This window comes from Amycolatopsis sp. EV170708-02-1 (genome assembly GCF_022479115.1).
Taxonomy (GTDB): Bacteria; Actinomycetota; Actinomycetes; order Mycobacteriales; family Pseudonocardiaceae; genus Amycolatopsis.
In genome coordinates this window covers 2,733,064-2,758,843 of record NZ_CP092497.1, presented here as the reverse complement: position 1 = coordinate 2,758,843, position 25,780 = coordinate 2,733,064, and the positions used below count along the sequence as shown (strand labels likewise).

At 68.8% G+C, this 25,780-nt stretch carries 26 protein-coding genes and 1 pseudogene; 12 read left to right on the top strand and 15 right to left on the bottom strand.

The window, feature by feature from the left end; genetic code table 11:
• The first annotated feature begins 107 nt into the window (after positions 1-107).
• Entirely contained in the window at positions 108-1,037 is a 930-nt protein-coding gene (locus tag MJQ72_RS12660) for an AraC family transcriptional regulator (RefSeq protein ID WP_240599380.1), read from the top strand.
• Here MJQ72_RS12660 and MJQ72_RS12655 read toward each other — a convergent pair.
• Genes MJQ72_RS12655 through MJQ72_RS12640 form a run of 4 tightly spaced genes read right to left on the bottom strand, consistent with a single transcriptional unit; the run spans position 1,025 to position 4,166 of the window.
• Positions 1,025-1,381: a lipopolysaccharide assembly LapA domain-containing protein gene (locus tag MJQ72_RS12655; protein ID WP_240599379.1), complete on the bottom strand. Its 357-nt coding sequence runs from the start codon at positions 1,379-1,381 to the stop codon at positions 1,025-1,027. The genes MJQ72_RS12660 and MJQ72_RS12655 overlap by 13 nt on opposite strands.
• A gap of 38 nt (positions 1,382-1,419) precedes the next feature.
• Complete coding sequence (locus MJQ72_RS12650; RefSeq protein ID WP_240599378.1) at positions 1,420-2,568, bottom strand: dipeptidase; 1,149 nt, start codon at positions 2,566-2,568, stop codon at positions 1,420-1,422.
• 9 nt (positions 2,569-2,577) lie between these two features.
• Positions 2,578-3,210 (bottom strand): alpha/beta hydrolase, encoded by a 633-nt coding sequence (locus MJQ72_RS12645; RefSeq protein ID WP_240599377.1) that lies wholly within the window; start codon positions 3,208-3,210, stop codon positions 2,578-2,580.
• Positions 3,207-4,166 carry a ring-cleaving dioxygenase gene (locus MJQ72_RS12640; protein ID WP_240599376.1) on the bottom strand — a complete coding sequence of 320 codons (960 nt, stop codon included), beginning with the start codon at positions 4,164-4,166 and terminating at the stop codon, positions 3,207-3,209. The genes MJQ72_RS12645 and MJQ72_RS12640 overlap by 4 nt, the downstream gene beginning before the upstream one ends.
• A gap of 99 nt (positions 4,167-4,265) precedes the next feature.
• Here MJQ72_RS12640 and MJQ72_RS12635 point away from each other — a divergent pair, with 99 nt between their 5' ends.
• Positions 4,266-4,727, top strand: a complete 462-nt coding sequence (locus tag MJQ72_RS12635) for a MarR family winged helix-turn-helix transcriptional regulator (RefSeq protein WP_240599375.1) — start codon at positions 4,266-4,268, stop codon at positions 4,725-4,727.
• 51 nt (positions 4,728-4,778) lie between these two features.
• Here MJQ72_RS12635 and MJQ72_RS12630 read toward each other — a convergent pair whose 3' ends face one another.
• From MJQ72_RS12630 to MJQ72_RS12615, 4 genes are read right to left on the bottom strand one after another with little or no spacing between them, the layout of a single operon-like run.
• On the bottom strand, positions 4,779-6,377 hold the full coding sequence (locus tag MJQ72_RS12630) for a benzoate-CoA ligase family protein (protein WP_240599374.1): 1,599 nt from the start codon (positions 6,375-6,377) through the stop codon (positions 4,779-4,781).
• 17 nt (positions 6,378-6,394) lie between these two features.
• A complete protein-coding gene (gene boxB / locus MJQ72_RS12625; protein ID WP_240599373.1) occupies positions 6,395-7,816 on the bottom strand; it encodes a benzoyl-CoA 2,3-epoxidase subunit BoxB in 1,422 nt (473 codons plus the stop codon).
• A gap of 7 nt (positions 7,817-7,823) precedes the next feature.
• Positions 7,824-9,416: a 2,3-epoxybenzoyl-CoA dihydrolase gene (gene boxC, locus MJQ72_RS12620; protein WP_240599372.1), complete on the bottom strand. Its 1,593-nt coding sequence runs from the start codon at positions 9,414-9,416 to the stop codon at positions 7,824-7,826.
• A 38-nt stretch (positions 9,417-9,454) separates the two neighbouring features.
• A complete protein-coding gene (locus MJQ72_RS12615) occupies positions 9,455-9,997 on the bottom strand; it encodes a TetR/AcrR family transcriptional regulator (protein ID WP_240599371.1) in 543 nt (180 codons plus the stop codon).
• Positions 9,998-10,057: 60 nt separating this feature from the next.
• Between MJQ72_RS12615 and MJQ72_RS12610 the strand changes: the two genes are divergently transcribed.
• Complete coding sequence (locus MJQ72_RS12610; RefSeq protein WP_240599370.1) at positions 10,058-10,534, top strand: cupin domain-containing protein; 477 nt, start codon at positions 10,058-10,060, stop codon at positions 10,532-10,534.
• On the opposite strand, the gene MJQ72_RS12605 is transcribed toward MJQ72_RS12610, so the two are convergent.
• Positions 10,497-10,928, bottom strand: a complete 432-nt coding sequence (locus MJQ72_RS12605) for a hypothetical protein (RefSeq protein WP_240599369.1) — start codon at positions 10,926-10,928, stop codon at positions 10,497-10,499. The genes MJQ72_RS12610 and MJQ72_RS12605 overlap by 38 nt on opposite strands.
• A 314-nt stretch (positions 10,929-11,242) precedes the next feature.
• On the opposite strand from MJQ72_RS12605, the gene MJQ72_RS12600 reads away from it, so the two are divergent.
• Both MJQ72_RS12600 and MJQ72_RS12595 read left to right on the top strand, forming a co-directional pair.
• On the top strand, positions 11,243-13,144 hold the full coding sequence (locus MJQ72_RS12600; protein WP_240599368.1) for an ABC transporter ATP-binding protein: 1,902 nt from the start codon (positions 11,243-11,245) through the stop codon (positions 13,142-13,144).
• A 13-nt stretch (positions 13,145-13,157) separates the two neighbouring features.
• Complete coding sequence (locus MJQ72_RS12595) at positions 13,158-14,036, top strand: alpha/beta fold hydrolase (protein WP_240599367.1); 879 nt, start codon at positions 13,158-13,160, stop codon at positions 14,034-14,036.
• An 80-nt stretch (positions 14,037-14,116) separates the two neighbouring features.
• Here MJQ72_RS12595 and MJQ72_RS12590 read toward each other — a convergent pair whose 3' ends face one another.
• Together MJQ72_RS12590 and MJQ72_RS12585 are read right to left on the bottom strand one after the other, a co-directional pair.
• The gene (locus MJQ72_RS12590; protein WP_240599366.1) at positions 14,117-14,878 is read right to left on the bottom strand and encodes a 2-keto-4-pentenoate hydratase; all 762 of its coding nucleotides are present in this window, start codon (positions 14,876-14,878) and stop codon (positions 14,117-14,119) included.
• Positions 14,875-15,672 (bottom strand): 2-keto-4-pentenoate hydratase, encoded by a 798-nt coding sequence (locus tag MJQ72_RS12585; RefSeq protein WP_240599365.1) that lies wholly within the window; start codon positions 15,670-15,672, stop codon positions 14,875-14,877. Before MJQ72_RS12585 ends, MJQ72_RS12590 begins: the two co-directional genes overlap by 4 nt.
• Positions 15,673-15,803: 131 nt before the next feature.
• On the opposite strand from MJQ72_RS12585, the gene MJQ72_RS12580 reads away from it, so the two are divergent.
• The 6 genes from MJQ72_RS12580 (at position 15,804) to MJQ72_RS12555 (ending at position 21,180) form a co-directional block, all read left to right on the top strand.
• Complete coding sequence (locus MJQ72_RS12580; RefSeq protein ID WP_240599364.1) at positions 15,804-16,376, top strand: hypothetical protein; 573 nt, start codon at positions 15,804-15,806, stop codon at positions 16,374-16,376.
• A gap of 58 nt (positions 16,377-16,434) precedes the next feature.
• The gene (locus MJQ72_RS12575) at positions 16,435-16,842 is read left to right on the top strand and encodes a CoA-binding protein (protein WP_240599363.1); all 408 of its coding nucleotides are present in this window, start codon (positions 16,435-16,437) and stop codon (positions 16,840-16,842) included.
• Positions 16,843-17,123: 281 nt separating this feature from the next.
• Positions 17,124-17,906: an IclR family transcriptional regulator gene (locus tag MJQ72_RS12570; protein ID WP_037335451.1), complete on the top strand. Its 783-nt coding sequence runs from the start codon at positions 17,124-17,126 to the stop codon at positions 17,904-17,906.
• Between the two features lies 1 nt (position 17,907).
• Positions 17,908-19,596 carry an L-lactate permease gene (locus MJQ72_RS12565; protein ID WP_240599362.1) on the top strand — a complete coding sequence of 563 codons (1,689 nt, stop codon included), beginning with the start codon at positions 17,908-17,910 and terminating at the stop codon, positions 19,594-19,596.
• 194 nt (positions 19,597-19,790) lie between these two features.
• Positions 19,791-20,663: a nuclease gene (locus tag MJQ72_RS12560; RefSeq protein ID WP_240599361.1), complete on the top strand. Its 873-nt coding sequence runs from the start codon at positions 19,791-19,793 to the stop codon at positions 20,661-20,663.
• Between the two features lie 121 nt (positions 20,664-20,784).
• Complete coding sequence (locus MJQ72_RS12555) at positions 20,785-21,180, top strand: sigma factor-like helix-turn-helix DNA-binding protein (RefSeq protein WP_240599360.1); 396 nt, start codon at positions 20,785-20,787, stop codon at positions 21,178-21,180.
• Positions 21,181-21,236: 56 nt separating this feature from the next.
• On the opposite strand, the gene MJQ72_RS12550 is transcribed toward MJQ72_RS12555, so the two are convergent.
• Positions 21,237-22,511, bottom strand: coding sequence for an RNA polymerase sigma factor (locus tag MJQ72_RS12550; RefSeq protein WP_240599359.1), 1,275 nt, complete (start codon positions 22,509-22,511; stop codon positions 21,237-21,239).
• A gap of 30 nt (positions 22,512-22,541) precedes the next feature.
• Complete coding sequence (locus MJQ72_RS12545; RefSeq protein ID WP_072029709.1) at positions 22,542-22,958, bottom strand: YciI family protein; 417 nt, start codon at positions 22,956-22,958, stop codon at positions 22,542-22,544.
• A 133-nt stretch (positions 22,959-23,091) separates the two neighbouring features.
• Here MJQ72_RS12545 and MJQ72_RS12540 point away from each other — a divergent pair.
• Positions 23,092-24,098: pseudogene (locus tag MJQ72_RS12540) on the top strand (small ribosomal subunit Rsm22 family protein).
• Here MJQ72_RS12540 and MJQ72_RS12535 read toward each other — a convergent pair.
• Positions 24,080-24,994 (bottom strand): LysR substrate-binding domain-containing protein, encoded by a 915-nt coding sequence (locus tag MJQ72_RS12535; RefSeq protein WP_240599358.1) that lies wholly within the window; start codon positions 24,992-24,994, stop codon positions 24,080-24,082. The pseudogene MJQ72_RS12540 and the gene MJQ72_RS12535 sit on opposite strands and share 19 nt — an antisense overlap.
• A gap of 52 nt (positions 24,995-25,046) precedes the next feature.
• The gene (locus MJQ72_RS12530; protein ID WP_240599357.1) at positions 25,047-25,760 is read right to left on the bottom strand and encodes a GAF and ANTAR domain-containing protein; all 714 of its coding nucleotides are present in this window, start codon (positions 25,758-25,760) and stop codon (positions 25,047-25,049) included.
• Positions 25,761-25,780 lie beyond the last annotated feature (20 nt).

Here is a 25,780-nt window from a genome sequence, read left to right as displayed (position 1 = left end):
GTCCAGAGCGGCTGAAGGGGACTTTCCCCGCGTCTCACGCGGGGAGGGGCCCTTTCCCTGCATCGCATGCGGGGAAAGGGCCCTTCAGCTCCTCTAACCTCGCCCACGTGGACGTGTTCAGTGACCTGATCCGCGGGGTGCGGTCCCACGGTTCGTTGTTCGGCAGTACGACGCTGTCCCCGCCCTGGGCACTGCACTTCGTGGACGGCGCGCCGCTGACCTTGTGCGCCGTCCTCACGGGCGCGGGCTGGATCGTGCCGGAAGACGCTCCGCCCGAACCGCTGCGCGCGGGCGAGTCGGTCATCGTGCGCGGGCCCGCGACGTTCACCTTCGTCGACGAGGTCGGCACGCCGGCCGAACCGATCGCGTGCGGCGAGCACTGCGCGACGCCCGAACAGGGCGGGACCCGGCACCGGCTCGGCTGGGTCGACGACCCCGGCGGCGAAACGAGTTTGATCGTCGGGGCGTATCCGGTGCGCGGCGAGATCGCCCGCCCGCTGCTGGACGCGCTGCCCGTCGTCCTGCGGGTGGACGCCGGGGGCGCGGGCGACCCGATCCTGGAGCATCTCGCCGCCGAAGCCGCCGTCGACGCCCCGGGTCAGCAGGTCGTCCTCGACCGGCTGCTCGACTGGATGCTGGTGTGTTCCCTGCGCGAGTGGTTCGACCGGCCGGGTGGTGAGCCTCCGGCGTGGTGGGCCGCGCAGCGCGATCCGGTGGTGGGCGACGCGCTGCGCCTGCTGCACGCGGAGCCGGCGGCGCCGTGGACGGTCGGCTCGCTGGCCGCGCGGGCCGGCGTTTCGCGGTCCACACTGGCGAAACGGTTCACCGACCTGATCGGCGAACCGCCGTTGACCTACCTCACCCGCTGGCGAATGACGCTCGCGGCGGATCTGCTGACCGGCAAGGAATCCGCGACCATCTCGGATATCGCCCGCACCGTCGGCTACTCCGACGCCTTCGGGTTCAGCGCGGCGTTCAAACGCGTGCGGGGCGTCAACCCCAGCGAGTTCCGGCGCGGCGTCCCTCAGCGCAGCTGATGCCGCGACTTCTTGGCCTGCTTGCGCAACTGCAGGATCCGCGCGCCGCCGACGAGCGCGACCAGCGCGCCACCGGCGATCACGGAGAACAGCATCGCGACCGCCAGCGGCATGCTGCCGGACATGCCCAGGAAGTGCACGGTGGCCGTGTCCTGGTTCTGCAGGATGAACACGAGCAGGAACACCAGCACGATCAACGCCACGATGACGGCGATCCAGGTGCCGCTCACCCGCGTCCGTTTGAGTTTCGGGCCGGCCTCGAATTTACCGCTGTGGCGTGCGCCGCCCGCGGTCTCGGGCGGCTTGACGGGAACCTCGGCGGCGCCCTCCTCCGGCTGCGTCATGCAGGACAGTGTCCGCCGAACCGGGCTTGATCGCGCTCTCAAGCGTCCGAACGGGTGACCTCGTCCGCCGCGCGCAGCACGCGCAAGGTGTTCTTCCCGGCCAGTTTCGCGCAGTCCTCTTCGCTCCAGCCGCGGTCCAGCAGGGCGGCGAAGAGCACCGGGTACTTCGAAACGTCTTCGAGGCCTTCGGGCAGCGTCGCGACTCCGTCGTAGTCGCCGCCGAGTCCGATGTGGTCGACACCGGCCACCTCACGCGCGTGCTCGATGTGCGCGACGACGTCGTCGATGCCCGCCTTCGGCTTCTCAGGCCCGCCGCGCTCCGCGGTGAACTTCGTGCGCTGGTCGATGTTCCGGTAGTCCTTGCCCGCGGCTTCCATGTCCTGGCGCAGCTGGGCGTCCCATTCGGCGACCTTCGGCGAGATGAAGCCCGGCACGAACGTCACCATCGCGACGCCGTCCTTGGCGGCCAGGGTTTCCAAGACGTCGTCGGGGATGTTGCGAGGGTGGTCGTTGACCGCGATGCAGGAGGAGTGGCTGAAGATCACCGGCGCGGAGCTGACCTCCAGCGCGGCCCGCATGGTGCTCGGCGCGACGTGCGAGAGGTCGACGAGCATGCCGATCTCGTTCATCTCGCGGACCACGTCGCGGCCGAAGTCGGTGAGGCCGCCGTGCTCGGGCTCGTCGGTGCCGGAGTCGGCCCAGGTGGTGTTGTAGTTGTGCGTCAGCGTCATGTAGCGGACGCCGAGACGGCGCAGGATCCTCAGCACGCCAAGGGATTCGGCGATGCTGTGGCCGCCCTCGGCGCCCAGCAGCGACGCGATCTTGCCGTCACGGAACGCGGCTTCGGCCTGGGCGGCGGTGTCCACGAGGGCCAGGCGATCGGGGTATCGCTCGGCCATCTGGTGCACGATCTCGATCTGTTCGAGGACCGCCGTCACCGCGCTGTGCCCCTCGAACTGGCAAGGCACGTAGACGGACCAGAACTGCATGCCGAGTCTGCCCTCGGCGAGCTTCGGGAAGTCGGTGTGGAGATGCGGCTGGCGGACCGTGAGATCCGTGCCCGCCACGGCCTCGACCGGATCCGGCCCGGTCGTGACCCGCAGCTCCCATGGCAGATCGTTGTGCCCGTCCGCGAGGAGGACCCTGTCGAGCAGGGCCTGGGCGCGGACGAGGTCCCCGTTAGTCATCGGACGATTTTACGTTCGCGTGCTTTGCTCTCCGCGCGCCCCGTTGAGCCACCCCGCGGCCGCTACCAAACCGTTGCCGGTGACCTGGTGCCCGCCGGGATGCCGGTGGGCGACGACGTCCGCGCCGCGTTCGCGCAGGTCACGGGCCAGCGTCTCGGCCGAGCCCAGCGGCGCCATCGGATCGTGCTCGCCGTTCGACAGGAAGACCCGGGTACCGGACAGGTCGTTCCGTGGCGGCTCCGGGAGTGGTGACATCGCCGCGAACAGCGCGGACTCCCGGACGGCGTCCGGGCGGAGCAGGGTCACCGCGGCGGCGATGTTGGCGCCGTTGGAGAACCCGATGGCGACGAGCCGCCGGTCGCCGAGGCCGTACTCCTCGCGCGCGGCGACCACGAAATCGGCCAGCTGGTTCGCGCGAAAGACGACGTCCTCGTGGTCGAAGACGCCCTCGGCCAGCCGGCGGAACCACCGGGCCGCACCGTGTTCCGACACCGGCCCGGCCGGCGCGAGCAGCGCCGACGCCGGGCTCAGCTGCCGGGCGAGCGGCACGAGGTCGTCGAGCCCGCCGCCGGTGCCGTGCAGGAGCAACAGCACCGGCTCGTCGGCCGCTCCTTCGACGTACTTGTGCTCCAAGGTGCTCATCGCGGGTTGTTCTCGCTCGGGAGGTCCAGCTTCGGCAGCATGGCCTCGATGTCCTCGCGTTTGGGCTCCAGCCACGGCGGGAGTTTCAGCGCGCGGCCGAGTTCGAGCAGCGGCTCGTCGATCGCGAAACCGGGTTCGTCGGTCGCGACCTCGAGCAGGGTGCCGCCGGGCTCGCGGAAGTAGATCGAGCGGAAGTACTGACGGTCCAAAATGGACGTCACGTTCACGCCGTCGTCGATGAGCTCGTCACGCCAGGCGGCCTGAGTCCGCTCGTCCGGCGCGCGCCAGGCGACGTGGTGCACGGTGCCCGCCGCCACCAGCCCGCGCGGGGCGTCGGGTGTCACGAGGACGTCGACGAGCGCGCCGGGGCCGCCCTCACCGGCAGAGAACCGAAGGCGGTTGCCGTCCTGGTGCTCGAAGGACAGGCCGAGGCCGTCGGTCAGCATCCCGGCCGTCGCGTCCTCTTTGGACACCGAGAGGGTGACGGAGTGCAGGCCGCGGATGGCGTGTTCGGCGGGGACGAGCTTCGTGTCCCACGGGTCACGCGGGTCGCCCTGCGGATGCGCGACGAGGGCGAGCTGCAGGCCGTCCGGGTCGGCGAAGGTGAGCGTCTCCTCGCCGTCGGAGTTCCGGATCCGGCTCGTCTCGACACCGCTCGCGGCGAGGTGCTGCTTCCACCAGCCGAGCGAGGCCTCCGGCACGGAGAACGACGTCGTGGTCGCCTGTCCGGTGCCGTGACGGCCCTTCGGCGCGTCCCGCCACGGGAAGAACGTCATCAGCGAGCCGGGTTTGCCGGACCCGTCGCCGTAGTAGAGGTGGTACGTGCCGGGGTCGTCGAAGTTCACGGTGGTCTTCACCAGCCGCAGGCCGAGCGACCGGGTGTAGAAGTCCGCGTTGCGCTGGGGGTCGCCACCGATGGCGGTGACGTGGTGCAGGCCCGAAGTCTTGATCGACATGGTGCCCCTCCTCTGGGAGCCGGTGAACTCAAGCTAGCCCGATAACCTCTCGCGCGCAAGATATATTCCTGGAAGAGTTCTTGGTGTACGCTCGCCCGCGTGACTGTGGCGAAACCGGAGGAACCGAAAGACGACGAAGTGGTCACGTGGTGGGGCCTGGTGATCGAGGGCTATCTGGCCACGCAGAACAAGCTGATGGGCGAGATCGCCGACCGGTTCGGCCTCGCGCCGGCGTCGTTCGACATCCTGTTGCGGCTCGTGCGCTCACCCGAGCACCGGATGCCGATGACGCGGCTGGCCGTCGAGGCGGCGTTGTCCAGCGGCGGGTTCACCAAGGTCGCCGACCGGCTGGTCGCCGCGGACCTGATCTGCCGGGTGCCCAGCCCGGACGACCGCCGGGTCACCTTCGCGGCGCTCACCGACCACGGCCTCGACGTCGCGGAGAAAGCACGGGAGGCGTGCGCGGAGATCCTGCGGCGCATCGTTCTGACCCCGCTCGGTGACGACGCGCACGCGCTCGCCGAAGCGATGCGCACCCTCCGCACCGTCAACGGCGGGTGACCCCCGCGTTTCGTCCTCTGGATGCGGTACTTGCGTGTGCAAGGACCGCGTTCAGAGGACTAGATGCGGCGGGGCGGGGTCCCGGACCTCGTACATGTCCCGCACCAGTTCCCGGATGACGTTGCGCCGGATCTTCCCGGTCGCCGTCTTCGGCAGTTCGCCCAGCTCGACGACGCCCCGCGGCCGTTTGAACGACGCCAGCCCCGCCCGGCAGAACTCGATCAGCTCGTCCGGGTCGAGCCGGTGCCCCGGCACGCCGACCACGCACGCGACCGGTTTCTCGATGCCGTCGGCGTCGAAGGTGGCCACCACCGCGACCTCGGCGACCGCCGGATGTTGCCGCAGCCTGTCTTCGACCTCGGTGGGGGAAACCCAGATCCCGCCCGGTTTCAGCATGTCGTTGAAGCGTCCGAGGCAGGTATAGCTCCCGTCGGCGTTGCGCACGAAGCTGTCGCCCGTCCGCAGCCATTCGCCCTGGAAGACCTGCTTCGTCGTCTCGTACCGCGCCCAGTACCCGGTCGCGATCGACGGCCCGCCGACGAACAGTTCACCGGGCTGCCCGTCCGGCACCGGATCGCCGTTTTCGTCGCGCAGCGCGATCTCGTAGCCCGGCACCGGCGTCCCGGTACTGCCGGGGCGGACCTGACGCGGCCGGTTGGACAGGAAGATGTGCAACGCCTCGGTCGAGCCGATCCCGTCGAGGATCTCGACGCCGAACCGCTCGCGGAACCGTTCGTACAGCACGGCCGGCAGCGGTTCCCCCGCAGAAACCGCTTGGCGCACCGAGGCGAACGTGTCGTCGGGGATGTCACTGGCGAGCAGCGCGGCGTAGAACGTCGGGACGGCGAAGAACAACGTCGGCCGCTCCGCGCGGGCCCTGGCGGCGATCAGTCCCGGGGTCGGCCTCGCCGGTTCGAGCAGCGTCGTCCCGCCGGCCGCGAGCGGGAAGAACGCCGAATTCCCCAAGCCGTAGGCGAAGAACAGCTTCGGCACGGAGAGGAACCGGTCGTTCGGCCCGATGTCCAGCACACCGCGCGCATACGTCTCGCACACCGCGCGGATGCCCGCGTGCCGGTGCATCGCGCCTTTCGGCTTACCCGTCGTCCCCGAGGTGTACAGCCAGAGCGCGGGCGAGTCCTCCCAGGTCGGCGCCGGTTCGAAACCGGTGTCGTCCACTGTGGACAGGTCACCCCACTGATGCGCGCGGATCCCGGGCGGCAGCTCGGCGGCCTTCGCCCTGTCCAGCACGACGTCGGTGACCTCCGGTGCCAGCCCCAGCGCGACCGTGGCCTGAGACGCGAACTCGCCGGAGACGCACAGGACCCGCGCGCGCGAATCGGCGAGCATCTTGCCGAGATCCAGCCCGGTGACCATGGTGGACACCGGCACCGCGACCGCTCCGGCCAGCATCGCGCCGAGGATCCCGGTGAGCAGCTCGACGTCGTCGGCCATGCAGAACAGGACCCGCTCCTCCGGGCGGACGCCGATCGCCTTCAGCCCCGCCGCGACCCGGCGGGTTTCGGCCGCCAGCCCCGCGTACGTGAGACTTCGCCGCGGGGAAACGACCGCGTCCTTCGCGCCCCGCCCTTCCGCCAGATGCCGGTCGAGCAGGTAGCTCGCCGCGTTGAACCCGGTAGCAGCAGCGGTCACGGGCGCACCTCTATCGCTCAGCTCAGGTAAACGTATTCGTAGTCGAACGGTTTCCCATTGATGCCCTGGCGTGGCGGCGCCACCCAGCTCGCGATCTTTCCTCGCTCGTACACCGGGTGCATCAGCGATCGGACGAAGGTCAGGTCTTCGGGAGTGGGCAGCCACTTGCGTTTGCCGGCCAGCCAGGTCCGCTCGTCGACAACGGTGCCGTCGGGCGTCACATGGTGGCCGGAGTTTATGCCGACTTCGCGATTGAATCCAGGGTGCGGGAGGACGAATCGGAAGTCGACGCCCGCCTCGTCCAGGATCTTGTTCCAGCGGTTGACCCCGGTCTGGCAGTCGGCGCGGTACTCCTCCCGCAGGTCGAGGTTCAGCAGCAGGATGGCCGCGTGTTCCTCGGTCTCCCAAGTGCCGTCGGCTTTCGGCCGGGACAGCGATCCGGCGGCGTCGGTGAGCTTGTGGTCGTCCTTGCGGCGAGGCTCCTGCCAGCGGCCTTTCAGCCCGGCGGTGTAGTAGTTCGCCGCGTTGGTGGACGTCTCCCCGCCGAACAGGTCGAGCGAGACGGTGTAGTGGAAGTTGAGGTAACGCTGGATGACGTCCAGCGGGATGCCGCCGTGCCCGCCGATGTCGAAGGTGTCGTGCTCGCGGATCAGTTCGGCACTGCGGGTGACCACCCGGTCGACCCCCGTGGTGCCGACGAACATGTGGTGCGCCTCTTCCTTGAGCATGAATTCACAAGTGCGGGAAAGCGGGTCGAAGCCGCTTTCCTTGAGGGTGCCGAGCTGATATTTGCCATCACGATCGGTGAAATAGGTGAACATGTAGAACGCGAGCCAATCCGCGGTCTCCTCGTTGAAGGCGCCGAGGATCCGCGGGGCGTCCGGACTTCCGGAATTACGGAGCAGCAATCCTTCCGCCTCGTCGCGGCCTTCACGCCCGAAGTAGGCGTGCAACAGGTACACCATCGCCCACAGATGGCGCCCTTCTTCGACGTTGACCTGGAACAGGTTCCGCAGGTCGTAGAGGCTCGGCGCGGTGAGGCCCAGCAGTTTCTGTTGTTCGACCGAAGCGGGTTCGGTGTCGCCCTGGATCACGATGAGCCGCTGCAGGTCGGCGCGGTATTCGCCGGGAACCTGCTGCCAGGCGGGCTCGCCCTTGTGCTCGCCGAAACCGATGACGCGGTCGGGGTCGGGCTCCGCGAGGAAGATCCCCCACCGGTAGTCGGGCACGTTGACGTGGTCGAAATGCGCCCAGCCGTCCCGTCCGACACTCACCGCGGTGCGCAGGTAGACCCCGTGCGTCCGCAGGGTTGGGCCCATTTCGCCCCACCAGTCCAGGAACTTCGGCTGCCAGCCCTCCAGCGCCCGCTGCAGGCGGCGATCACCGGAGAGGTCGACGTTGTTGGGGATCCGGGCGTCGTAATCGATCTTGGTGGGCATGGGCTGTTCAAACCCGCTTCCTGTCGAAGACGGCCTTCTGACCGGTACCGTAGCGACGCAGCGCACCCTCGGGACCGGATGCGTTCGGACGAGTGAAGATCCAGTTCTGCCAGGCGGCGAGCCTGCCGAAGATCTTGCTTTCCAGCGTCTCGGGGCCGACGAACCGGTGATTCGCCTCCATTCCGGTCAAGGCGTCCGGACTGAGCGAAGCCCGCCCCTCCAGCGCGATCCGGATCTCGTCCTCCCAGTCGAGGTCGTCCGGGGCGTCGGTGACCAGGCCGAGTCCGTTCACCTCCGCCGGGCTCAGCGCTTTGCCGCACACCTCCGCGAGCCTCGGGACGTGGTCCGGATCCCCGAAGAAGCGGGATTCGAGACGGGTCAGGCCGTTGCCCATCGGGAACCGGCCGAAGTTGGCTTCGGACAACGTGATCGCCGCTCGTTCTTCACTGTCTTCGTCGTCGATCGGGGGACCGTCCAAGATGTACTGCCGGTCGGCGGCGAGCGCGAGCTCCAGCAGAAGCCCGGCGTAGCAGCTTCCCGGCTCGATGAGGGCGATCAGGCTGCGGCTGGTGACGTCCAGCCGCTTCAACGTCCGCTTGAAGTAGTGGACGATTTCGTTGCTCAGACAGTCTTTCGCGTCGAACACGGCGCGTTCGTGTTCGAGGACCTTCGCCGGATCGCCTTCCGTGCGGAGCACCCACGTGCCGAGTTCGGGTTCGTTGGTGCGCAGGCGGAGGATCGCGTCGTCCAGTTCGCGCGTGACATCCAGCAGCCAGCCGTCGTCGTCCTCGGGGCCTTTGACGGTGATCGTCGCTTCGCTCCCGCTGCGGGCGATGTCGACATAACGATGCTTGAGCGGCTTCAGCTCGACACCCTCGCCGTCGAGCCGTTCGCTCGTCCGCGCAAATTCCTTCGCCCTGGCCAGCACGGCCTCGCGGAACCCTTGCCTTGGCACGAGTTCGTCGACGAGGCGCCAGTCGACGGCGGTCCGTCCCTTCACCCCGTCGGGGCGAGTGGCGAAGACGTCGGCGAGGTCCCGCCGCACGCCGCGTTTGTCGACCACCCGGGTGAGCCCGCCGGTGCCGGGGAGGACGCCGAGGAGCGGCACCTCCGGCAGCGCGACGGTCGAGGAGTTGTCGTCGACCAGCAGGATCTTTTCGCAGGCGAGCGCGATCTCGTAGCCGCCGCCGGCGCAGGTGCCGTTGACCGCCGCGACGTAGATCTGCCCGGAGTGCGCGGTGGCGTCCTCCATGGCGTTGCGGGTCTCATTGGTGAATTTGCAGAAGTTCACCTTCCACTCGTGCGACGACGACGCGAGCATGCGGATGTTCGCGCCGGCGCAGAAGACGTTGTCCTTCGCACTGGTCACGATGACCACGCGGACCTCGGGATGTTCGAACCGCAGCCGCTGCGTGGCGTCGTACAACTCGATGTCCACGCCGAGGTCGTACGAATTGAGCTTGAGCTCGTAACCCGGCACGAGGCCGGCGTCCGCGTCGACGTCGAGTTCGAGCCACGCGACGTCGCCGTCGGTGGTCAGTTTCCAGTGCCGGTAGCCGCTGGGATGACGTTCGAACGTCACCGATGTGGTCCGCGTCACCCTTCCGATTGTCTACATAGCACTGATCAGCGTCAATGTTATGTAGAAAGTTGGTCACGGAGCAGATCGAGGAAACGAACCCAGTCGGCACCCTTGCGAATCACCGACGACAGCGCGCCGACCAGGAGATAGACGTCGGCGACCGTGCAGTCCGACCGGAGACGACCGGCGGCCTGATCGTGGGCGATGATCTCGGCGACCACCGCTTCGAGGCGCTCACGCGCCGAACCGCGCGGCTCACTGCCGGGCCGCCCGCGGGCCGAGTCGATGGCGGCGGTGAGCCCGCGATCGCTCGCCAGCACCTCGCCGACGTACCGGAAATAACGCTCCAGGCCGGAATCCTCGCCGAAACAGTGCGCCCTGGCGTACTGCTCGATCTCCGCGAACCGGTGCTCCGCCGCCGCCTCGACCAGCGCCTGCCGATCCGGGAAGTGCCGGTACACGGTCCCCACGCCGACCCCGGCCGCGCGGGCGATCTCCGGCATCTGCACGTCGTCCCCGCGTTCGGCGAACAACGCGCGCGCCGCGTCGATCACCCGCGCCCGGTTGCGCTCCGCGTCCGCTCGCGGCTTGGTTGACAACCCGCCTCCCTCGCGATTAAGTGGAAACGGAGTCCGTTTCCGATTGAGAGGCAGAATACCATGTCGAAGGACCGTTTTCTCCTGCTCGAACCCGGCGAGACCCGGCCCGGCCGCGTGCCTCTGCCGCCCGCGTTCAGCGTGAAGGCGATGACCGAGGACACCGAGACGAGGTTCTCGCTGCTCGAGGTCACTGTCGCCATGGACATCCCGCGGCACGTGCACCACGAGGCCGACGAGTGCATCTACGTCCTCGAAGGCGAGCTCGGGATCGATTTCGACGACGAGACCCACATCGCGACGAAGGGCACTTTCGTCCTGCTGCCGCGCGGCGTCCCGCATGCCTTGCGCCGGGTCTCCGAGCCGCCCCGGGTTCTGCAGATCTCGTCCCCCGGCGGTTGGGAGCACTACCTGGAAGACCTGTTCGAGGCGGGGCCGGCCGTGTTCACCGATGGCGCGATCGACCCGGTGAAGATCAATCGGGTCGCCGCGCCCCACCACATCACGTATGGGAACCGGCCGCCGCGGGAACGCGGTTGAGCTTCGCCGCCGCCCAGGTCACGAAGGCCCACAGCAGCAGCGCGGCGGCAACGTCGGTGTAGATCGTGGCGAACCAGAAGGCCGGGATCCGCGGCACGGCGATCAGGAAGTGGCCGAGGCTCGCGAGGCCGGACAGCGAGAAGACCATCAGGAACGCGAGCGCCCGCCAGTAGCGTCCGCGCAGGTAGTCGCGGTAGCCGAGCACGCCGAACGTGGTGAAGAGGACGTACGCGACGACGACCAAGGTGGCGGCCATGCCCACCGAAATCCCCTCGACCTGCGGGTAGTCCGCCGCCCTGATCACGTTGTGCGCGTAGTGCAACGTGGTGGTCAGCAGCGTGAAGGTCAGGATCAGCCGCAGCGCGGTAAGGCCCCGGTTTCGAAGAACTTCCATGTTCGCCCCCTTACGACTTGATAGATCGCTCTAGCGAGAGCGTAGCCCATGGCGGGCGAGAGATGAAGGGACCTTTGCTACCGGGCCGGCGTGAGCGGTGGGTTGCGGGCGGGGTGTGTGGAGATAGGGACGTTGAGTGTCCCTATCTCCACACACCCTGTACTCCGTGTAGCGATGCTGACGGACCGTGGGGATTTCGGTGCGTCAGACGACCGTGACGCCGCGAGTGAAGGCCCCCCTTCCCTCGGCTCAGCCGAGAAAACTCGCCCCTTCGGCTCTCAAAAATGTCGGTGGGTGCGCGTAGAGAAGGAGGAGTGCCCGAACCGACCGTGCCCCTGATCGGGGTCGAGAACCTCAAGATGCCCGAATGGGCCGCGGTCGACGAGACCGTGGCCGAAGCGGGGATGGTCAAGGCCATCCGCACGCTTCCGTCCGCCGTGGCCATCGTGCTGCGGCTGGCCTGGCGGACGTCGCCGCGGCTGACCCTGCTCGCCGGCGTCGTCCACCTGCTTTCCGGTTGTGTCACGGCGTTCGGCCTGCTGGCGACGGCGAACGTGTTCATCGCGCTGCTGGAGAGCGGGCCGACGCCGGAAAGGGTGCTGCAGTCGCTGCCCGCGCTGGTGGTCGTCGTCGGCACGTATGCCTTGCGCGCGCTGCTCGACACGGCGGTGGCCGCGGTCGAGGGCGCGCTCCGGCCGCGGGTCGTGACTTCGGCGGGCGACGAGGTCACCGCCGCGATGGTCCGGGTGCGGCTGCTGGCCTTCGAGGACGCCGATTTCCGGGAGCTGGCCAGGCAGGGCGCGCGGTACGGGGTCCGGTCGATCGAGATGAGCCTGCGCTGGCTCGCGGATTTGACGTCGGCGCTGATCTCGCTGGTCGCCGCGCTGGTGACGGCGGGCCTGCTCAACCCGTGGCTGGCGCCGGTGCTGCTGCTCGCCGCGGTGGCCGACGGCTGGGCGGCGGCGAAGGTCGCGAAGCTGAACTACCGGCATTATCTCGACACCGTCGGCCGCAACATCCGGAAAGGGATCGTCGAAGAGGTGGCCACGTGGCGCCAGTTCGCCCTCGAACGGCATGCCCTCACCCTCCAGGAGCCGTTGCTCCGGGAGTACCGCCGGATCACCGAAAGCCTGATGCGCGAAGAGGTCCGGCTCGCGCATCGCAGCAACATGGTCCGGCTGGCCGGGCGCGCGGCGGCCGGGGCCGGCACCGCGATCGCGTATCTGGTGCTCGGTTTTCTGCTCTACAGCGGCCAGATGGAACTCGCCCTCGCCGGAACGGCCGCGCTCGCCATGCGGACGGCGTCGAATTCGCTGTCCATCACGATGCACGCGGTGAACTCCCTGTACGAGGAGTCGTTCTACATCGCCTTCTTCCAGCGCCTGCTCGTGGAGTCGGAGAAACGCGGCCCGGTGAAGGGCGGGGTCGCCGCCCCGCCCGATCCGGCGGAGATCCGGCTGGAGAACGTCGGGTTCACCTATCCCGGCCAGGAAACCCCGGCCCTGCGCGAGGTTTCCCTGACCATCCGGCGCGGCGAGGTGATCGCCCTCGTCGGGGAGAACGGTTCGGGCAAGACCACACTGGGCAAACTGCTCACCGGGCTCTATCCGCCCTCGGAGGGAAAGGTGTACTGGGACGAAGTCGACCTCGCGGGCGCCGATCACGAGTCGGTGCACGCGAATATCGCGGTGATCGCCCAGGATCCCGCCGAATGGCCGATGACCGCGGAGCACAACGTGACCGTCGGCAGGCTCGGCCGGGAAGACCCGGATCGCATCGCCTGGCAGGACGCGATCACCTCCTCCGGCGCCGACGAGGTGATCGAGTCCTTGCCCGCCAAGGGGAAGACGGTGCTGTCCAAGAAGTTCGACGACGGGCAGGACCTCTCGGGCGGGCAATGGCAGCGGATGGGGATCGCCCGCGGGATCTACCGTGACGCCGCCGTCCTGGTCGCCGACGAGCCGACGGCCGCGCTCGACGCGAAGGCCGAGGCCCGGGTCTTCGCCGGGCTGAGGCACGCGAGCGTTTCGGGAGCGGGCAGGCGCACGACGATCCTGGTGACCCATCGGCTGGCCAACATCCGCTCCGCGGACCGGATCCTGGTACTGGAGAAGGGGCGCCTGATCGAGCAGGGCACGCACGCCGAACTCATCGAGGAAGGAGGGCTCTACCACGAGCTTTACGAGATCCAGGCTCGCGCGTATCGCGGCGGTTAGTCAGACTGTCGGAATGCCCGAGAAGATCGCCGAGGTGAACGGTATCCAGCTGTGCCACGAGACGTTCGGCTCGCCGGACGGCAGGCCGTTGCTGCTGATCATGGGACTGGCCTCCCAGATGATCTGGTGGGACGACGAGCTCTGCGAGAACCTCGCGGCCGAGGGTTTCTTCGTCATCCGCTACGACAACCGCGACGCCGGCCGGTCCAGCCGGATGACCGGCCGGGTCAACCTGCCGCTCGCGTACACGCTGCGCACGGCGCCGTACTCCTTGGCGGACATGGCGGGCGACGCCGCCGGGCTGCTCACCGAACTCGGCGTCGCGAGCGCGCACGTCGTGGGCGCGTCGATGGGCGGGATGGTCGCGCAGACGCTGGCCATCGAGTACCCGTCGCGGGTGCGGTCGCTGACGTCGATCATGTCGACCACCGGCAACCGGTTCGTCGGGCGGCCGAGCGCCAAGGCGATGGCGATGCTGCTTTCGGCGCCCCCGCGTGGCCGCGAGGAGTACGTCGAGCAGCTGGTGCGCACGTTCCGCGTGATCGGCTCGCCCGGTTACCCCTTCGACGAGGCCCGGATGCGTGAGCGCGCGGAGCGGTCCTTCGAGCGCGGCGTCAACCCGGGCGGGACGGCGCGACAGCTGGCGGCGATCGTTTCGAGCCGGGATCGCTTCCGCGCGCTGCGGAAACTCGGCGTGCCCGCGCTCGTCGTGCACGGTTCGAAGGATCCGCTCGTGCATGTTTCCGGCGGCCGGGCGACGGCCCGCGCATTGCGGGAGTCCGAAGTGGACATAGTGCCGGGGATGGGGCACGACCTACCGCGCGCGATCTGGCCCCGGCTGACGCGCGGTCTGGTCCGGACGGCCGACCGCGCCGACGTCATCGAGAGGTGAGGCGAGCGTGGGCCGAAGGAGGCTTTCGCCGCGTCTGATGCGGTGATGGGCCCCTTCGCGTCTTGCTGATGGCTCGCGGGTCAACCCCCGGCGAGCGTGATCGAGCCCAGATGCGAGAAATGCGCCGCCACCCGTGCACCCGGGCGCACGTCGACCGCGTCGGTCATCCCGCCGGTGAACACGAGCCAACCCGGCTCCAGCGCGCGCCCGCGCGCGCCGAGGGCGTTGGCCGCCAGTGCCAGCGCTTCCGCCGGATGTCCCAGCACCGCCGCCCCGGTGGCGGTGTCGACGATCGCGCCGTCGACCTCCAGCAGGGCCGCCTCCAGCGAGAGATCCAGCGAAGACGGCTCCGCGCCCACCGGCCCGAGCGTGACGTACGCGGAAGAACCGTTGTCCGCCACGACGTCCGGCAGTGCGAAGCGATAGTCGCGGTAGCGGCTGTCGATGACTTCGACGCCGCCATAGACGCGGTCCACCGCAGCCATCGCGGTCGCCGCCGTCACACCTGGTCCCGAAAGGCGTTGTCCCAGAACGAAAACCAGCTCCGGCTCGGCACGCGGATGGATCAGGGACGGCACGGGCACCCCGGCGGGGAGCACCATCGCGTCGGTGAGCCACGCGAGCAACGGGGAGTCGATGCCCATGCGTTGCTGCTTCGCCCGCGAGGTCAGGCCGAGCTTGACCCCGATCAGCGTCTCGCCGCGCTCCAGCCTGAGCCGGAGCGCCTCGTCCTGGATCGCGTACGCGGTGTCGACGTCCAGCTCCGGCCACGCGTCGGTCAGTGGCTCGCGTTCTTCCCCGGACAGCAGCGCTTCCGCCGCCTCCCGCACATCGAGACTCACGGCCGTTCCTCCCCGGAGAACTTCGCGGTGACACTGCCGAGCCCCGCCATCGTCGCGACGACGGTGTCACCCGGATTCACCGGGATCGCCCGCGTCATCGAGCCCGGCAGCACGACATGCCCCGGTTCGAGCGCGACACCGAGCGGGCCGACCGTGTTCGCGAGCCAGACCAGCGCGTTCACCGGCGAGCCGAGCACCGCGCCACCGGCGCCGGTCGCCGCGATCTCACCGTTCTGGTGCAGGACGCAGCCCGCCAGGCGGAGATCGACGTCACCGATCGCGGTCGGCCTGCTGCCGAGGACGACACCGCCCGAAGACGCGTTGTCCGCGATGGTGTCGACGATGCTGATCTTCCAGTCCCGGATCCGGGAATCGACGATCTCCAGCGCCGGGACGACGAAGTCCACCGCCCGCAGCGCGTCCGCCACCGTGACGCCGGGGCCGCGCAGCCGCGAACCGAGCACGAACGCGATCTCCGGTTCGATCTTCGGCTGCAGGAACCCGCCGATCGGGATCGGCTGGTGTTCGAGGTGGAACATCGAAGCGGTCAGGTGGCCGTAGTCGGGCTGGTCGACACCCATCTGCCGCTGCATGGCGGCGGAGGCGAGGCCGACCTTGTGCCCGCGCACGCCGTCGCCGCGCTCGGCCCAATGGCGGACGAGCCGCTGCTGGACGCGGTACGCGTCCTCCAGCGTCGCGGCGGGATAGGTCTCGATGAGGGGCGCGATCGGCTTGCCGGTCTCGTACGCGCTGAGCAGCGCGGCCGCGGCCTCCTGCAGCGTGCTGGCGTCCATGGGCTCCTTCCGACCCGTCGGACTCTGCCCCGTCCCCCGGACCCGCACAAGACGGCCGTTCCACTGGCCGGTACGCACAGATTAGGCCGAAAGGGTCTCGCACGACCCCGATCATCACCTAGCCTGCTCCCATGTCCGATTGGACGCTCTCCCGGGCGAAGACCAGGATCGACCGCCGCGAGGAGCTCGACGAGCTCACCGCGCGTATCCGTTACGAGGTGCGGGTGCATCTCAACGGGTCAACCGCGCACAACGCCTACGACGAGCTGACCGACATCTTCGCCATCGGGCACGCGGAGTGTTCGGCGCTGCTCAAGCACCGCCGCGTCCTGCCGTTGTGGGAGCGGATGCTGCTCCAGCGTTACACCCGGCGTCTCTACGGCAAGGCCGTCTCGGCGACCGTCGGTGATCTCCCCGCCGACGCGGGGCCTGCGCCCGCGGCCGCGTTCGGCCCGGAGATCGCTTCCCTGAAGCCGGATCCGGGTGACACCGGCGCGAAATTCGACCTGCAGGGCCGCGGCCTGGTCAACGTCTTCCGGATCGCCGCCGGGCGGCACGGCGAGATCTGGCCGGACCGCCACGACGTCGCGACGACGTCCGCGCGCAGTGTCCTCACCTGTTCCGCGGTCTTCCTGCGGCGCCGCCCCTGGCACGTCGTCTGGCCGGTGTACCGGGTGCGCGGCCTGCGGCTCTGGAAGCTTTAGGCGGCGGTCTCGCGTGATCAGGCGGAATTCGCGGCCGCCCGCCGTGGTTGTACCGGATATGACCGATCGCGCCACCGAGATCCTCGCCGGATCGAAGACGATCGCCGTCGTGGGGCTGAGCCGCGATCCGGCCAAGGCCTCGCACGGGGTCGCCGCCGTGCTGCAGGCACACGGGTTCCGGATCATCCCCGTCCACCCCTCCGCCGACGAATTGCTGGGCGAGAAGGTGTACCGCTCGCTCACCGACATCCCGGAGCCCGTCGACCTGGTCGACGTCTTCCGCCCGTCCGCCGATACCCCGCCGATCGCCGAACAGGCCGTCGCGATCGGCGCGAAGGCGCTTTGGCTGCAGCAGGGCATCGTCTCCGCCGAGTCCCGCCGGATCGCCGAAGAAGCCGGTTTGGACTACGTCGAAGACCGCTGCACGGCCGTCGTCCGAGCGGTCGCGAATCTCTCGGTGCGTTAGAAACGGACCCCGGGCCGAACCCTCGCCGCGATTTTCCGGCGAGGGTTCTTTCATGTCCGTGAACAGAAGAATGACCCCTGATGTCATACGCCGAATCGGACCCCGCCGAAGGGATTGGTCCAAACCGGTGATCTTGACGGGAAGCCCGCGAGCTGGGAAAACTTGTCCGGTCGTCAGTTTGTTAAGAAACCTTCCCAAGGGTGGGCCCAGCTGTTAACGTCCGAATCCGCTTAGCGGAAACAGGTGCCGATGATCGGCACCCCGGTCCTACGGAGGGCGAAGTGGGCACACCACGCGGGCTGGATTCCAGTGGCACACTCGAGCGCGGTCTCGCGGTTCTCGAGCACGTCGGCCAGAACCAGGAGATTTCCACCAACGCGATCGCCAGGCAACTAGGTCTCTCCAGGAGCGCCGCCTACCGCATCGTCGGCACCCTCAAGAACCTCGAATACCTCGAAGCCGATCGCGCCACCGGCCGCGTACGGCTCGGCACCAGGCTGGTCGAACTCGGTGCCCGCGCGATGGCGGCGACCGACCTCCACCGCTGCGCGCCGCGTTACCTCGCCTCGCTCGCCGAGCGGAGCGGCGAGACGACCTACCTCGCCGTCCCGGACAACGACACGATGGTCTACGTCGCCACCGAACGCAGTGCCAACGCCGTCACCCTGGCCTGCCGTCTCGGCACCCGCCGCCCGCAGCACGCGACGTCGCTGGGCAAGGCGTGGCTGGCGGCGCTGCCCGAACAGGACCGCGTCGAACGTATCCGCCGGATGAAACTCGACAGTCTCACGCTCAAGACGATCAACGACCCCGTCCGCCTGCTCGACGACCTGGCCAGGACGAGCCGTCGCGGCTGGGCCGTGGACGACGTCGAGAACGAGCCGGACGTGGGCTGTGTGGCCGCCGCCGTCCGTGACCACACCGGGCGGCCGATCGCCGCGATCAGCGTCGCGGGCCCCGCCGGCCGCGTGCTCCGCCGCACCGACGAACTCGGCGCGACGGTGGCAGGCACCGCCGCCGCGCTGTCGCTCCGGCTGGGTTACGTCCGGGCACAAAGGGCCTGAAGTGGGCTGGCTCCAGGACTACCAGCCCGCGGGCGGGCTGTGGCTGTCCGCCGCGCTGGCGGCGCTGCCGATCATCGTGCTGCTGGTGACGCTGGGAGTCCTGCGCCGTTCGGCGCACCTCTCGGCCGGGCTGGCGCTGATCACCGCGCTGCTGGTCGCGGTCCTGCTGTACCGCATGCCCGCCGGGCTCGCCCTCGATTCCGCGGCCATGGGGCTGGTGTTCGGGGTGTGGTCGGTGGCCTGGATCGCGTTCCACGCCGTGTACTTCCACAACGTCACCGTCGCGACCGGACGGTTCGACGACATCAAGGCGGTCCTCGCCGGGTTCAGTGAGGACCGCCGTCTCCAGGCGCTGCTGATCGCGTTCGGCTTCGGCGCGCTGCTGGAAGGGATCGCGGGTGGCGGCTCGCCGATCGCGATCACCGCGGCGATGATGGCCGCGCTCGGTTTCCCGCCGGTGAAGGCGGTCGTGCTCGCGTTGCTGGCGAACACCGCGCCGGTCGCGTTCGGCGGCCTCGGCAACCCGTTGATCGTGCTGGGCAGGCTGACCGCGCCGATCCTCGGCATGAAACAGGAGCAGGCGACGGAACTGTTCTCGTCGATGGTCGGGCGCCAGCTCCCGTTGCTGGCGTTGATCGTCCCCGGTTTCCTGCTCGTGGTCCTCGCGGGCTGGAAGCGGATGATCGAGGTCTGGCCCGCCGTGCTGACGGCCGGGCTGTCGTTCGCGGTCATGCAGTTCGTCACCTCGAACTTCATCAGCCCGAGCCTCGTCGACGTCGTCGCCGCGCTCGCCGCGATGGCCTCGCTGTGGATACTGACGCGGTTCTGGCAGCCGTCGGCGGTTTGGCGTTTCGACGGCGAAGAACCGGTGAAGGCCGGGTCGAGTCTCGGCGCGGCGAAGGCCGGACGCGGCGCGCTGTACGCGTGGGCGCCGTACATCGTGCTGATCGCGGCGATCTTCCTTTCCCGGATCGGCACGATCTTCAAGAACCTGCCCGAATGGCTGGACCTGACGAAGCTGCTGCACAAGGCCGACTGGGTGTTCGCGTGGCCGGGGCTTCACAAGGAGGTCGTCCAGCACGCGCCGATCACGCCCAAGGACACGCCGTACGCGGCGACGCTGACCGTCGACTTCCTCTATTCGCCGGGAACGGTCGCCTTGATCGCGGCGATCGTGGCGGGGTTCGCGATGGGCGCGAAACCGCGGCTGCTGCTGACGACCTACCGCCGGACACTGCACCAGATGCGGTGGGCGCTGGCGACGATCTTCATGATCCTCGCGATCGCCTTCGTCATGAACTACTCGGGTGCGACGCAGACCCTAGGGCTCGCGCTCGCGACCACCGGGGTGCTGTTCCCGTTGTTCTCCGCCTACATCGGCTGGCTGGGCGTCTTCCTCACCGGCTCGGACGCGTCGACGAACAGTCTCTTCGGGCCGATGCAGGTGATTTCGGCGCAGCAACTGCACGTCGACCCGATCCTCGCGGGCGCCACCAACACCTCCGGCGGCGTGATGGGCAAGATGATCTCGCCGCAGAACCTGTCCATCGGCGCCACCGCGATCGGCCAATCCGGCAAGGAGGGCGCGCTGCTGCGGCAGACCTTCCTGTGGTCCGTGGCGCTGACCGCCGTGGTCGGGGTGATCTCGTTGCTTCAGGCGACCGTGCTGAGGTTCATGATCCCGTCGTGAACGTGCCTGGCGGGACGGCACGCGTGATCAGACGGACGGCGCACGTGATCAGACGGACGACTCGCCGGCTTTCGGCGCCGACCGTCATTGCCCTTACAAGAATGTCCACAATGGTCATCCGATCTTAACCGGCCATTGGGCTGGATGGATGAACGCATGGTTCACCCGCCGGAATGCGAACTACCGTTGTCCTCATGCCCATGACGCTGATCAAAGGTACGTTCCAGCTTGTCGGAGCCTCACCGGACGGCGATTCGGTGCGGTTCTATCCCGAAGACCCGCAGGCGACCAAGAAGGCGGGCCTGAAGGTCCGGCTCAATTCGCGGGGCGGGATGCAGCTGCGGCTCGACGCGATCGACGCGCTCGAAACGCATTACCAGGCCAGGGGAACCGGCGGGATGTGGCACCAGCCCGCGGAATTCGCCGACGCCGCCGCGGCGAACCTGCTGAAGTGCCTCGGCTTCAAAACGGTGGAACGCGACGAGCGGGGAACGGTCACTTCGTCGGCCCCGATCAAGGTACCGGGTCACATACTGACGCGATTCGCCGACAAATACGGACGAGCCGTGGCGTTCGCCTTTCCCGGGCAGCGGCCCGGACGGTCGGCGGACCTTTCCAAGGTCCATCTCGACGTCAAAACGCTGAAGAACTCCGCGAACTACCGGCAGGTCGCGGACGGCCTCGTCTACCCGACGTTCTATTCACTGCTTTATCCCGATCTCCGTGACGCCTTGGCCGAAGCCGCGGTCAAGGCCCGCCAGAACGGGCTCGGGCTGTGGCCGCAGGACGTCACGAACTCCGGGTTCAAGCTCGCGTCGCGGCGGCAGCTCGCCGACGAACTGGTGATCCTGCCCAAACTGTTCCGCAGGCTCGTCGACTATCTCGCGCTCGACGAAAGCGGCGGGGTCTCGCTGAGCGCCTTCTCCGATTTCCTCGATTCCCGCAACGACCGCCTGTTCACCGTCCCGGACGGGCACGCGACGGAATTCGAGACCCTGGTGAGCGTGAAGCGGCAGACCGTGAACCTGACGATCGAGCCGGAGCGGATCGTCTTCATCGAGGCATGACCCACCCGTGTGGGCAAAAAGACCGTACCTCCCTCCCCCTCGGCCGTGCTCATCTGAAAGGTGGGAGAGGGAGCCGATGGAAGGACACGGTTCGCGGCGGTCGGAGGAGGCCGGCGGGCGGATGGAGCCGACTTCGAAACTCGTCGACGCCGTCCGCGTCCTGGTCGTGCGTTACTGCCGGGCGCGGATCGGCCGCCGGTCGGGCAACTACGACATCGCCGACGCGGTCGCCAAGGACAGCTGCCGCGAGATCGTCGCCGGGGCGGCCGGGGCGCGCGCACTGCTCGCGTTCGCCTACGACGTCACCCGCGCTCTGGTCGACGACTTCCACCGGACGACCGCCGAACTGCCGAACCCGCTTTCGGGGCTGCCGGGACAGCAGCGCGAGATCATGGTGCTGCGGTCGCTCGTCGGGCTTTCCGCCGACGACACCGCGCTCGCGCTCGGCTGCTCCGTCCAGGCGGTCCGGCTGGGCCAGCACCGGGCGCTGACCGCGCTTCGCCCCACCCCCGCCTGACGCGTTTCGTCCTCTGAACGCGGTAGTTCGTGGCGCGAACTACCGCGTTCAGAGGACTAATCGCGAGGGGTGCACTCGGCGGCCCGGTTCAGCAGGAGGGTGCGCTCCCGGTCGTTGCCGGTCATCTCCGCCGCGCGCTCGAACTCGGCGCGGGCCTCGTCGAGGCGGCCGAGCTTCGACAGGAAGTCACCGCGCACGCTCGGCAGCAGATGGTACGACTTGAGCGCGGGCTCCGACGTCAGCTTGTCGACGATCTCCAGCCCCGCCTCCGGCCCGACGGCCATCGACAACGCCACCGCGCGGTTCAGCTCGATCACCGGCGACGGGTTCAGCTTCCCGAGCCCTTCGTACAGGACGGCGATACGCGCCCAGTCGGTCTCCTCGCCCGTCCGCGCCCGCGCGTGGCAGGCGGCGATGGCGGCCTGCGCCGCGTAGACGCCGAAAGCGCCGCCCGTGAGCGACTCGGAGAGTTCCAGCGCGGCGAGACCGCGGCCGATCAGGATCCGGTTCCACTTCGCGCGGTCCTGGTCCATCAGCAACACGGGTTCGCCGTTCGGCCCGACGCGGGCGGCGGAGCGCGAAGCCTGGATCTCCATCAGCGCGACGAGCCCGTGCACCTCGGGTTCCTTCGGCATCAGCCCGGCCAGGATCCGCCCGAGCCGCAGCGCCTCCTCGCACAGCGCGGGCCGCATCCAGTCCTCGCCCGCCGTCGCCGAATACCCCTCGTTGAAGATCAGGTAGATGACTTCGAGCACCGAGGACAGGCGCGCGACCCTGTCCGCCCCCTCGGGCACCTCGAACGGGACCTTGGCGTCGCCGAGCGTCTTCTTCGCCCGGACGATCCGCTGCGCGATGGCGGTCTCCTTGGCCAGGAACGCCCGCGCGATCTCGTGCGTCTGCAACCCGCCGATCATCTTCAGCGTCAGCGCCACCCTGGCCTCGGTCGAAAGCACCGGGTGGCAGGCGGTGAACACCAGCCGCAGCAGATCGTCTTCGATGTGGTCGTCGAGGCCCGCGGTGAAGTCGGGTTCCTCCTCGTACTCCTGCTCGCGGCCGATCTCGCCGAGCTTCTTCTCGTACCGCTCGTTGCGGCGGAAGGTGTCGACGGCCCGGCGTTTGGCCGTGGTCATGAGCCAGGCGCCCGGGTTCCTCGGGACGCCCGACTCAGGCCACTGTTCGAGCGCGGCGACCAGCGCGTCCTGCGCCAGCTCCTCCGCGAGGCCGACGTCGCGCGTCATCCGCGCGAGACCGGCGATGAGGCGGGCCGATTCGATCCGCCACACCGCGTCGATCGCCGAACGGGAGTCTGTCGTTGCCGTCACGCCGACCAATCAACAGCGTCGGCGCGACGACCGCAACCACTAGTTCGCCTCGGCCTGCTTCCGCAGGTTCTGCTCGTGCTCGACGATCTCGGGGGTCGCGTTGTCGAAGTCCTCCATCTCCGCGATCCGGCGGATCTCGATCTCACCCTCGCGGAACGGCGCGCGCTTCATCCATTCGACAACCTCGGCCCGGTCCTTGACCTGCAGGATCCAGAAACCGGCGATGAGTTCCTTGCTCTCGGCGAACGGCCCGTCGACGACGCGCGCCTCGGTGGTGCCGGAGTACTGGATGCGGAAACCCTCGGCGCTGGGGAGCAGGCCTTCACCCGCGAGCATGACGCCGGCCTTCACCAGCTCCTCGTTGAACTTCCCCATCTCCTGCAGCTCCTCGGCGCTCGGCTGCGCGCCCGCCACGTCGGTCTTCTCGTCGCTCTTGACAATCACCATGAACCGCATCGAAGTCTCCGTTCCCGGCGGGGCTCGTCCCTGCCACATCTACGCGTCGATCGGGCACCCCGGGTTTCGACACGGTCCCCGAACTTTTTTCCGCGAGTATTCGAGCAGCCGGAAAACCGCAGGTCAACCACCCATGCGAGAATCTGCCACCGTGTCCGCACTCCCCGAAGCCCTCCGCTCCGCCCTCGACGAAGAGCTGGGCAAGTACCCGCAGAACAGGCTGACGCAGTCCGTCGAGCGGCTCAGCGCGCGCTACCGCGAGAACGCCCCCGCGAACGCGCCCATCCTCTCGTCCGAAGCGGACATCGCGGCGTACGCGGGCTACCGGATGCCGGCCACGTACGCGGCTGTCCACGCTGTTCTCGCCGAAGCCGCCCTTCGCACGCCTGGGTTCGCTCCGCGGACACAAATCGACATCGGCGGGGAACCGGTGCCGCGATCTGGGCGGCGGCCGACGTGTGGCCGTCGCTGGAGGAGAGCACCGTCGTCGAGCAGGTCCCCGGCGCGATCGCGCTGGGGCGGCGGCTCGCGGAGCACGCCGGCGACCAGGCCGTCCGGGCCTCGACCTGGCGGCGCGGCCTCATCGACCCGGCGGCGCCCGCGCCCGAGGCCGACCTGGTGACACTCTCCTACGTCCTCGGCGAGCTGCCCGAAGCCCGCCGCGCCGACACCGTCCGCTGGCTCTCGGCGAAGTCCTCGATGCTGGTGCTGATCGAACCCGGTACCCCCGCGGGCTACGAGCGGATCGTCGCCGCGCGGGATCAGCTCGTCGGACTCGGGCTCTCCCTGGTCGCGCCCTGTCCGCACGAAGGCGCGTGCCCGATCCCGCGCGGCAAGGACTGGTGCCATTTCTCGGCGCGCCTCCCGCGCACCGGCCTGCACCGGCAGCTCAAGGCCGGGACGCTCGGCTTCGAGGACGAGAAGTTCGCCTACGTCGTCGCCTCCCGCACGGCGCCGGACCGCGCCGGCGCCCGTATCCTGCGGCATCCGGCCAAACGCAAAGGCATGGTCAGCCTGTCCCTGTGCACCGAGGCCGGGCTCACCGAGAAGATCGTCACCAAACGGCACGGCCCGGCCTACCGGACGGCCCGCGACGCCGAATGGGGCGACGCCTGGCCGGATCAGTCCACAGTGGACTGAAGACCGCGCCGCGCCAGGTTGCCGACGGCGGTGAGCAACGCGCCGAGCGCCGGGTTGTCGTTGCCGCGCCGCCACATCAGTTCGAGTTCCACCGGGCGGCCCTCGACCCCGCCCACCGGACGGAGCACCACCCCTTCGAAGCGCAGCGTGCCGGCCGCGGCCGGCACCAGCGCTACCCCGAGTTCCGCCTTCACCAGCGCGAGCACCGTATGCACCTGGCAGGGGTACTGCGTGTAGTCCGGCGCCACCCTGGCGGCACGGAACACCGCCACGAGCAGATCGTGGAAATACCGGCCTTCCGACGGCGAATACATGATGAACGGCTCGCCGTCGAAGTCGCGGACGTCGGGATTCTTCTTGCGCCGGGCCAAAGGATGCGCCGACGGCAGCGCGGCCAGCAGCGGCTCCCGCCACAGCGGCATGGTCACGATGTCGGCGCCGGCGACCGGCGGCCTGATCATGCCGAGATCGATCCCGCCCGCCAGCAGCTCCTCCACCTGCGCCGCCGTCACCATCTCCCGGAGCACGAGATCGACGCCGGGCACTTCGGCGTTCGCCGCGGCGATGACCCGTTCGAGATACGAATAAGCCGCCGTGGCGGTGAAACCGAGCGTGACGACGCCGACCTCACCTTTCTTCACGCGGCGGACGTACAGCGTCGCCTCGTGCGACGAACGCAGGATCTTCCTTGCCTCGGCCAGGAAAACCCGTCCGGCGGGCGTCAGCCGGACCGTGCGGTGCGTACGGTCGAACAGCTCGGCACCCAGTTCCCGCTCCAGCAGCTGGATCCGCCTGCTCAACGGCGGCTGGGTCATCGAGAGCCGCTCCGCCGCCCGGCCGTAGTGCAGTTCCTCGGCCACCGCGACGAAACTGACCAGCTGCTCCAGGGAAAACACCCATCCAGTCTAGGAATCGGCCGGAGGCGGACAAGCGCCGAACCGGTATCGCTCAGCGCGGGATTTCCACGGTGCGGTCGATGATCCCCTTCGCCACCGCGATGATCTTGCGGTTGTTGCTCCGCGCGTACGCGCGCAATACGCCGAACGCGTCACCGACCGAAACGCGGAGCCGTTCGGCGAGAACACCTTTCGCCTGTTCGATGACCACCCGGCTGTTCAACGCCGTCTGCAATTGCCCGGTGATCATCTCCTGCCGCTGCAGCACACGGTGATGCAGGATGCCGATCGTGGCGACGTCCGCGAGTGCCTGCCCCAGCCGCAATCCCTCGTCGTCGAGCGAGGCGGGGCGGGTGCCGAACAGGCTCAGCGCGCCGATCACCTCTTCCCGTAACCGCATCGGCAAGGTGTACACGGAACGGAATCCGGCGTTTTCCGCCTCCTGCGCGAACTTCGGCCATCTTCCGCGCACACCCACCAGATCAGGGCAGGCCATCGGCTCGGCGTCCCGGTAGCAGTCCAGGCCCGGCCCCTCGGAGTTCCGCAGCTGGAACAGTTCGAGCAACCTGGTTCGCTCGTCCGAAGCGGCCACCATGCCGAGCGTGCCGCGGGGGTCGGCGAGCAGCAGTCCCGCGGTGCAGACGCCGAGCTGCTCCACACATCTGAACGTGAGCACGTCGAGGAATTCGACGAGATCGAAGTCGTCCACCAGGGTGTCCGCCAGCTGCACGAAGGTCTCCCTCAGATCGGCCACCAGGTCGGTCATCTCTCCGGTATCTCCTTATC

Excerpts from the sequence above, each read along its gene's own strand:
- MJQ72_RS12655 (WP_240599379.1), bottom strand. The coding sequence starts at position 1,381 with ATGACGCAGCCGGAGGAGGGCGCCGCCGAGGTTCCCGTCAAGCCGCCC.
- MJQ72_RS12650 (WP_240599378.1), bottom strand. The coding sequence starts at position 2,568 with ATGACTAACGGGGACCTCGTCCGCGCCCAGGCCCTGCTCGACAGGGTC.
- MJQ72_RS12645 (WP_240599377.1), bottom strand. The coding sequence starts at position 3,210 with ATGAGCACCTTGGAGCACAAGTACGTCGAAGGAGCGGCCGACGAGCCG.
- MJQ72_RS12640 (WP_240599376.1), bottom strand. The coding sequence starts at position 4,166 with ATGTCGATCAAGACTTCGGGCCTGCACCACGTCACCGCCATCGGTGGC.
- boxB (WP_240599373.1), bottom strand. The coding sequence starts at position 7,816 with ATGCCCACCAAGATCGATTACGACGCCCGGATCCCCAACAACGTCGAC.
- MJQ72_RS12610 (WP_240599370.1), top strand. The coding sequence starts at position 10,058 with ATGTCGAAGGACCGTTTTCTCCTGCTCGAACCCGGCGAGACCCGGCCC.
- MJQ72_RS12605 (WP_240599369.1), bottom strand. The coding sequence starts at position 10,928 with ATGGAAGTTCTTCGAAACCGGGGCCTTACCGCGCTGCGGCTGATCCTG.
- MJQ72_RS12595 (WP_240599367.1), top strand. The coding sequence starts at position 13,158 with ATGCCCGAGAAGATCGCCGAGGTGAACGGTATCCAGCTGTGCCACGAG.
- MJQ72_RS12585 (WP_240599365.1), bottom strand. The coding sequence starts at position 15,672 with ATGGACGCCAGCACGCTGCAGGAGGCCGCGGCCGCGCTGCTCAGCGCG.
- MJQ72_RS12580 (WP_240599364.1), top strand. The coding sequence starts at position 15,804 with ATGTCCGATTGGACGCTCTCCCGGGCGAAGACCAGGATCGACCGCCGC.
- MJQ72_RS12575 (WP_240599363.1), top strand. The coding sequence starts at position 16,435 with ATGACCGATCGCGCCACCGAGATCCTCGCCGGATCGAAGACGATCGCC.
- MJQ72_RS12560 (WP_240599361.1), top strand. The coding sequence starts at position 19,791 with ATGCCCATGACGCTGATCAAAGGTACGTTCCAGCTTGTCGGAGCCTCA.
- MJQ72_RS12555 (WP_240599360.1), top strand. The coding sequence starts at position 20,785 with ATGGAGCCGACTTCGAAACTCGTCGACGCCGTCCGCGTCCTGGTCGTG.
- MJQ72_RS12545 (WP_072029709.1), bottom strand. The coding sequence starts at position 22,958 with ATGCGGTTCATGGTGATTGTCAAGAGCGACGAGAAGACCGACGTGGCG.
- MJQ72_RS12530 (WP_240599357.1), bottom strand. The coding sequence starts at position 25,760 with ATGACCGACCTGGTGGCCGATCTGAGGGAGACCTTCGTGCAGCTGGCG.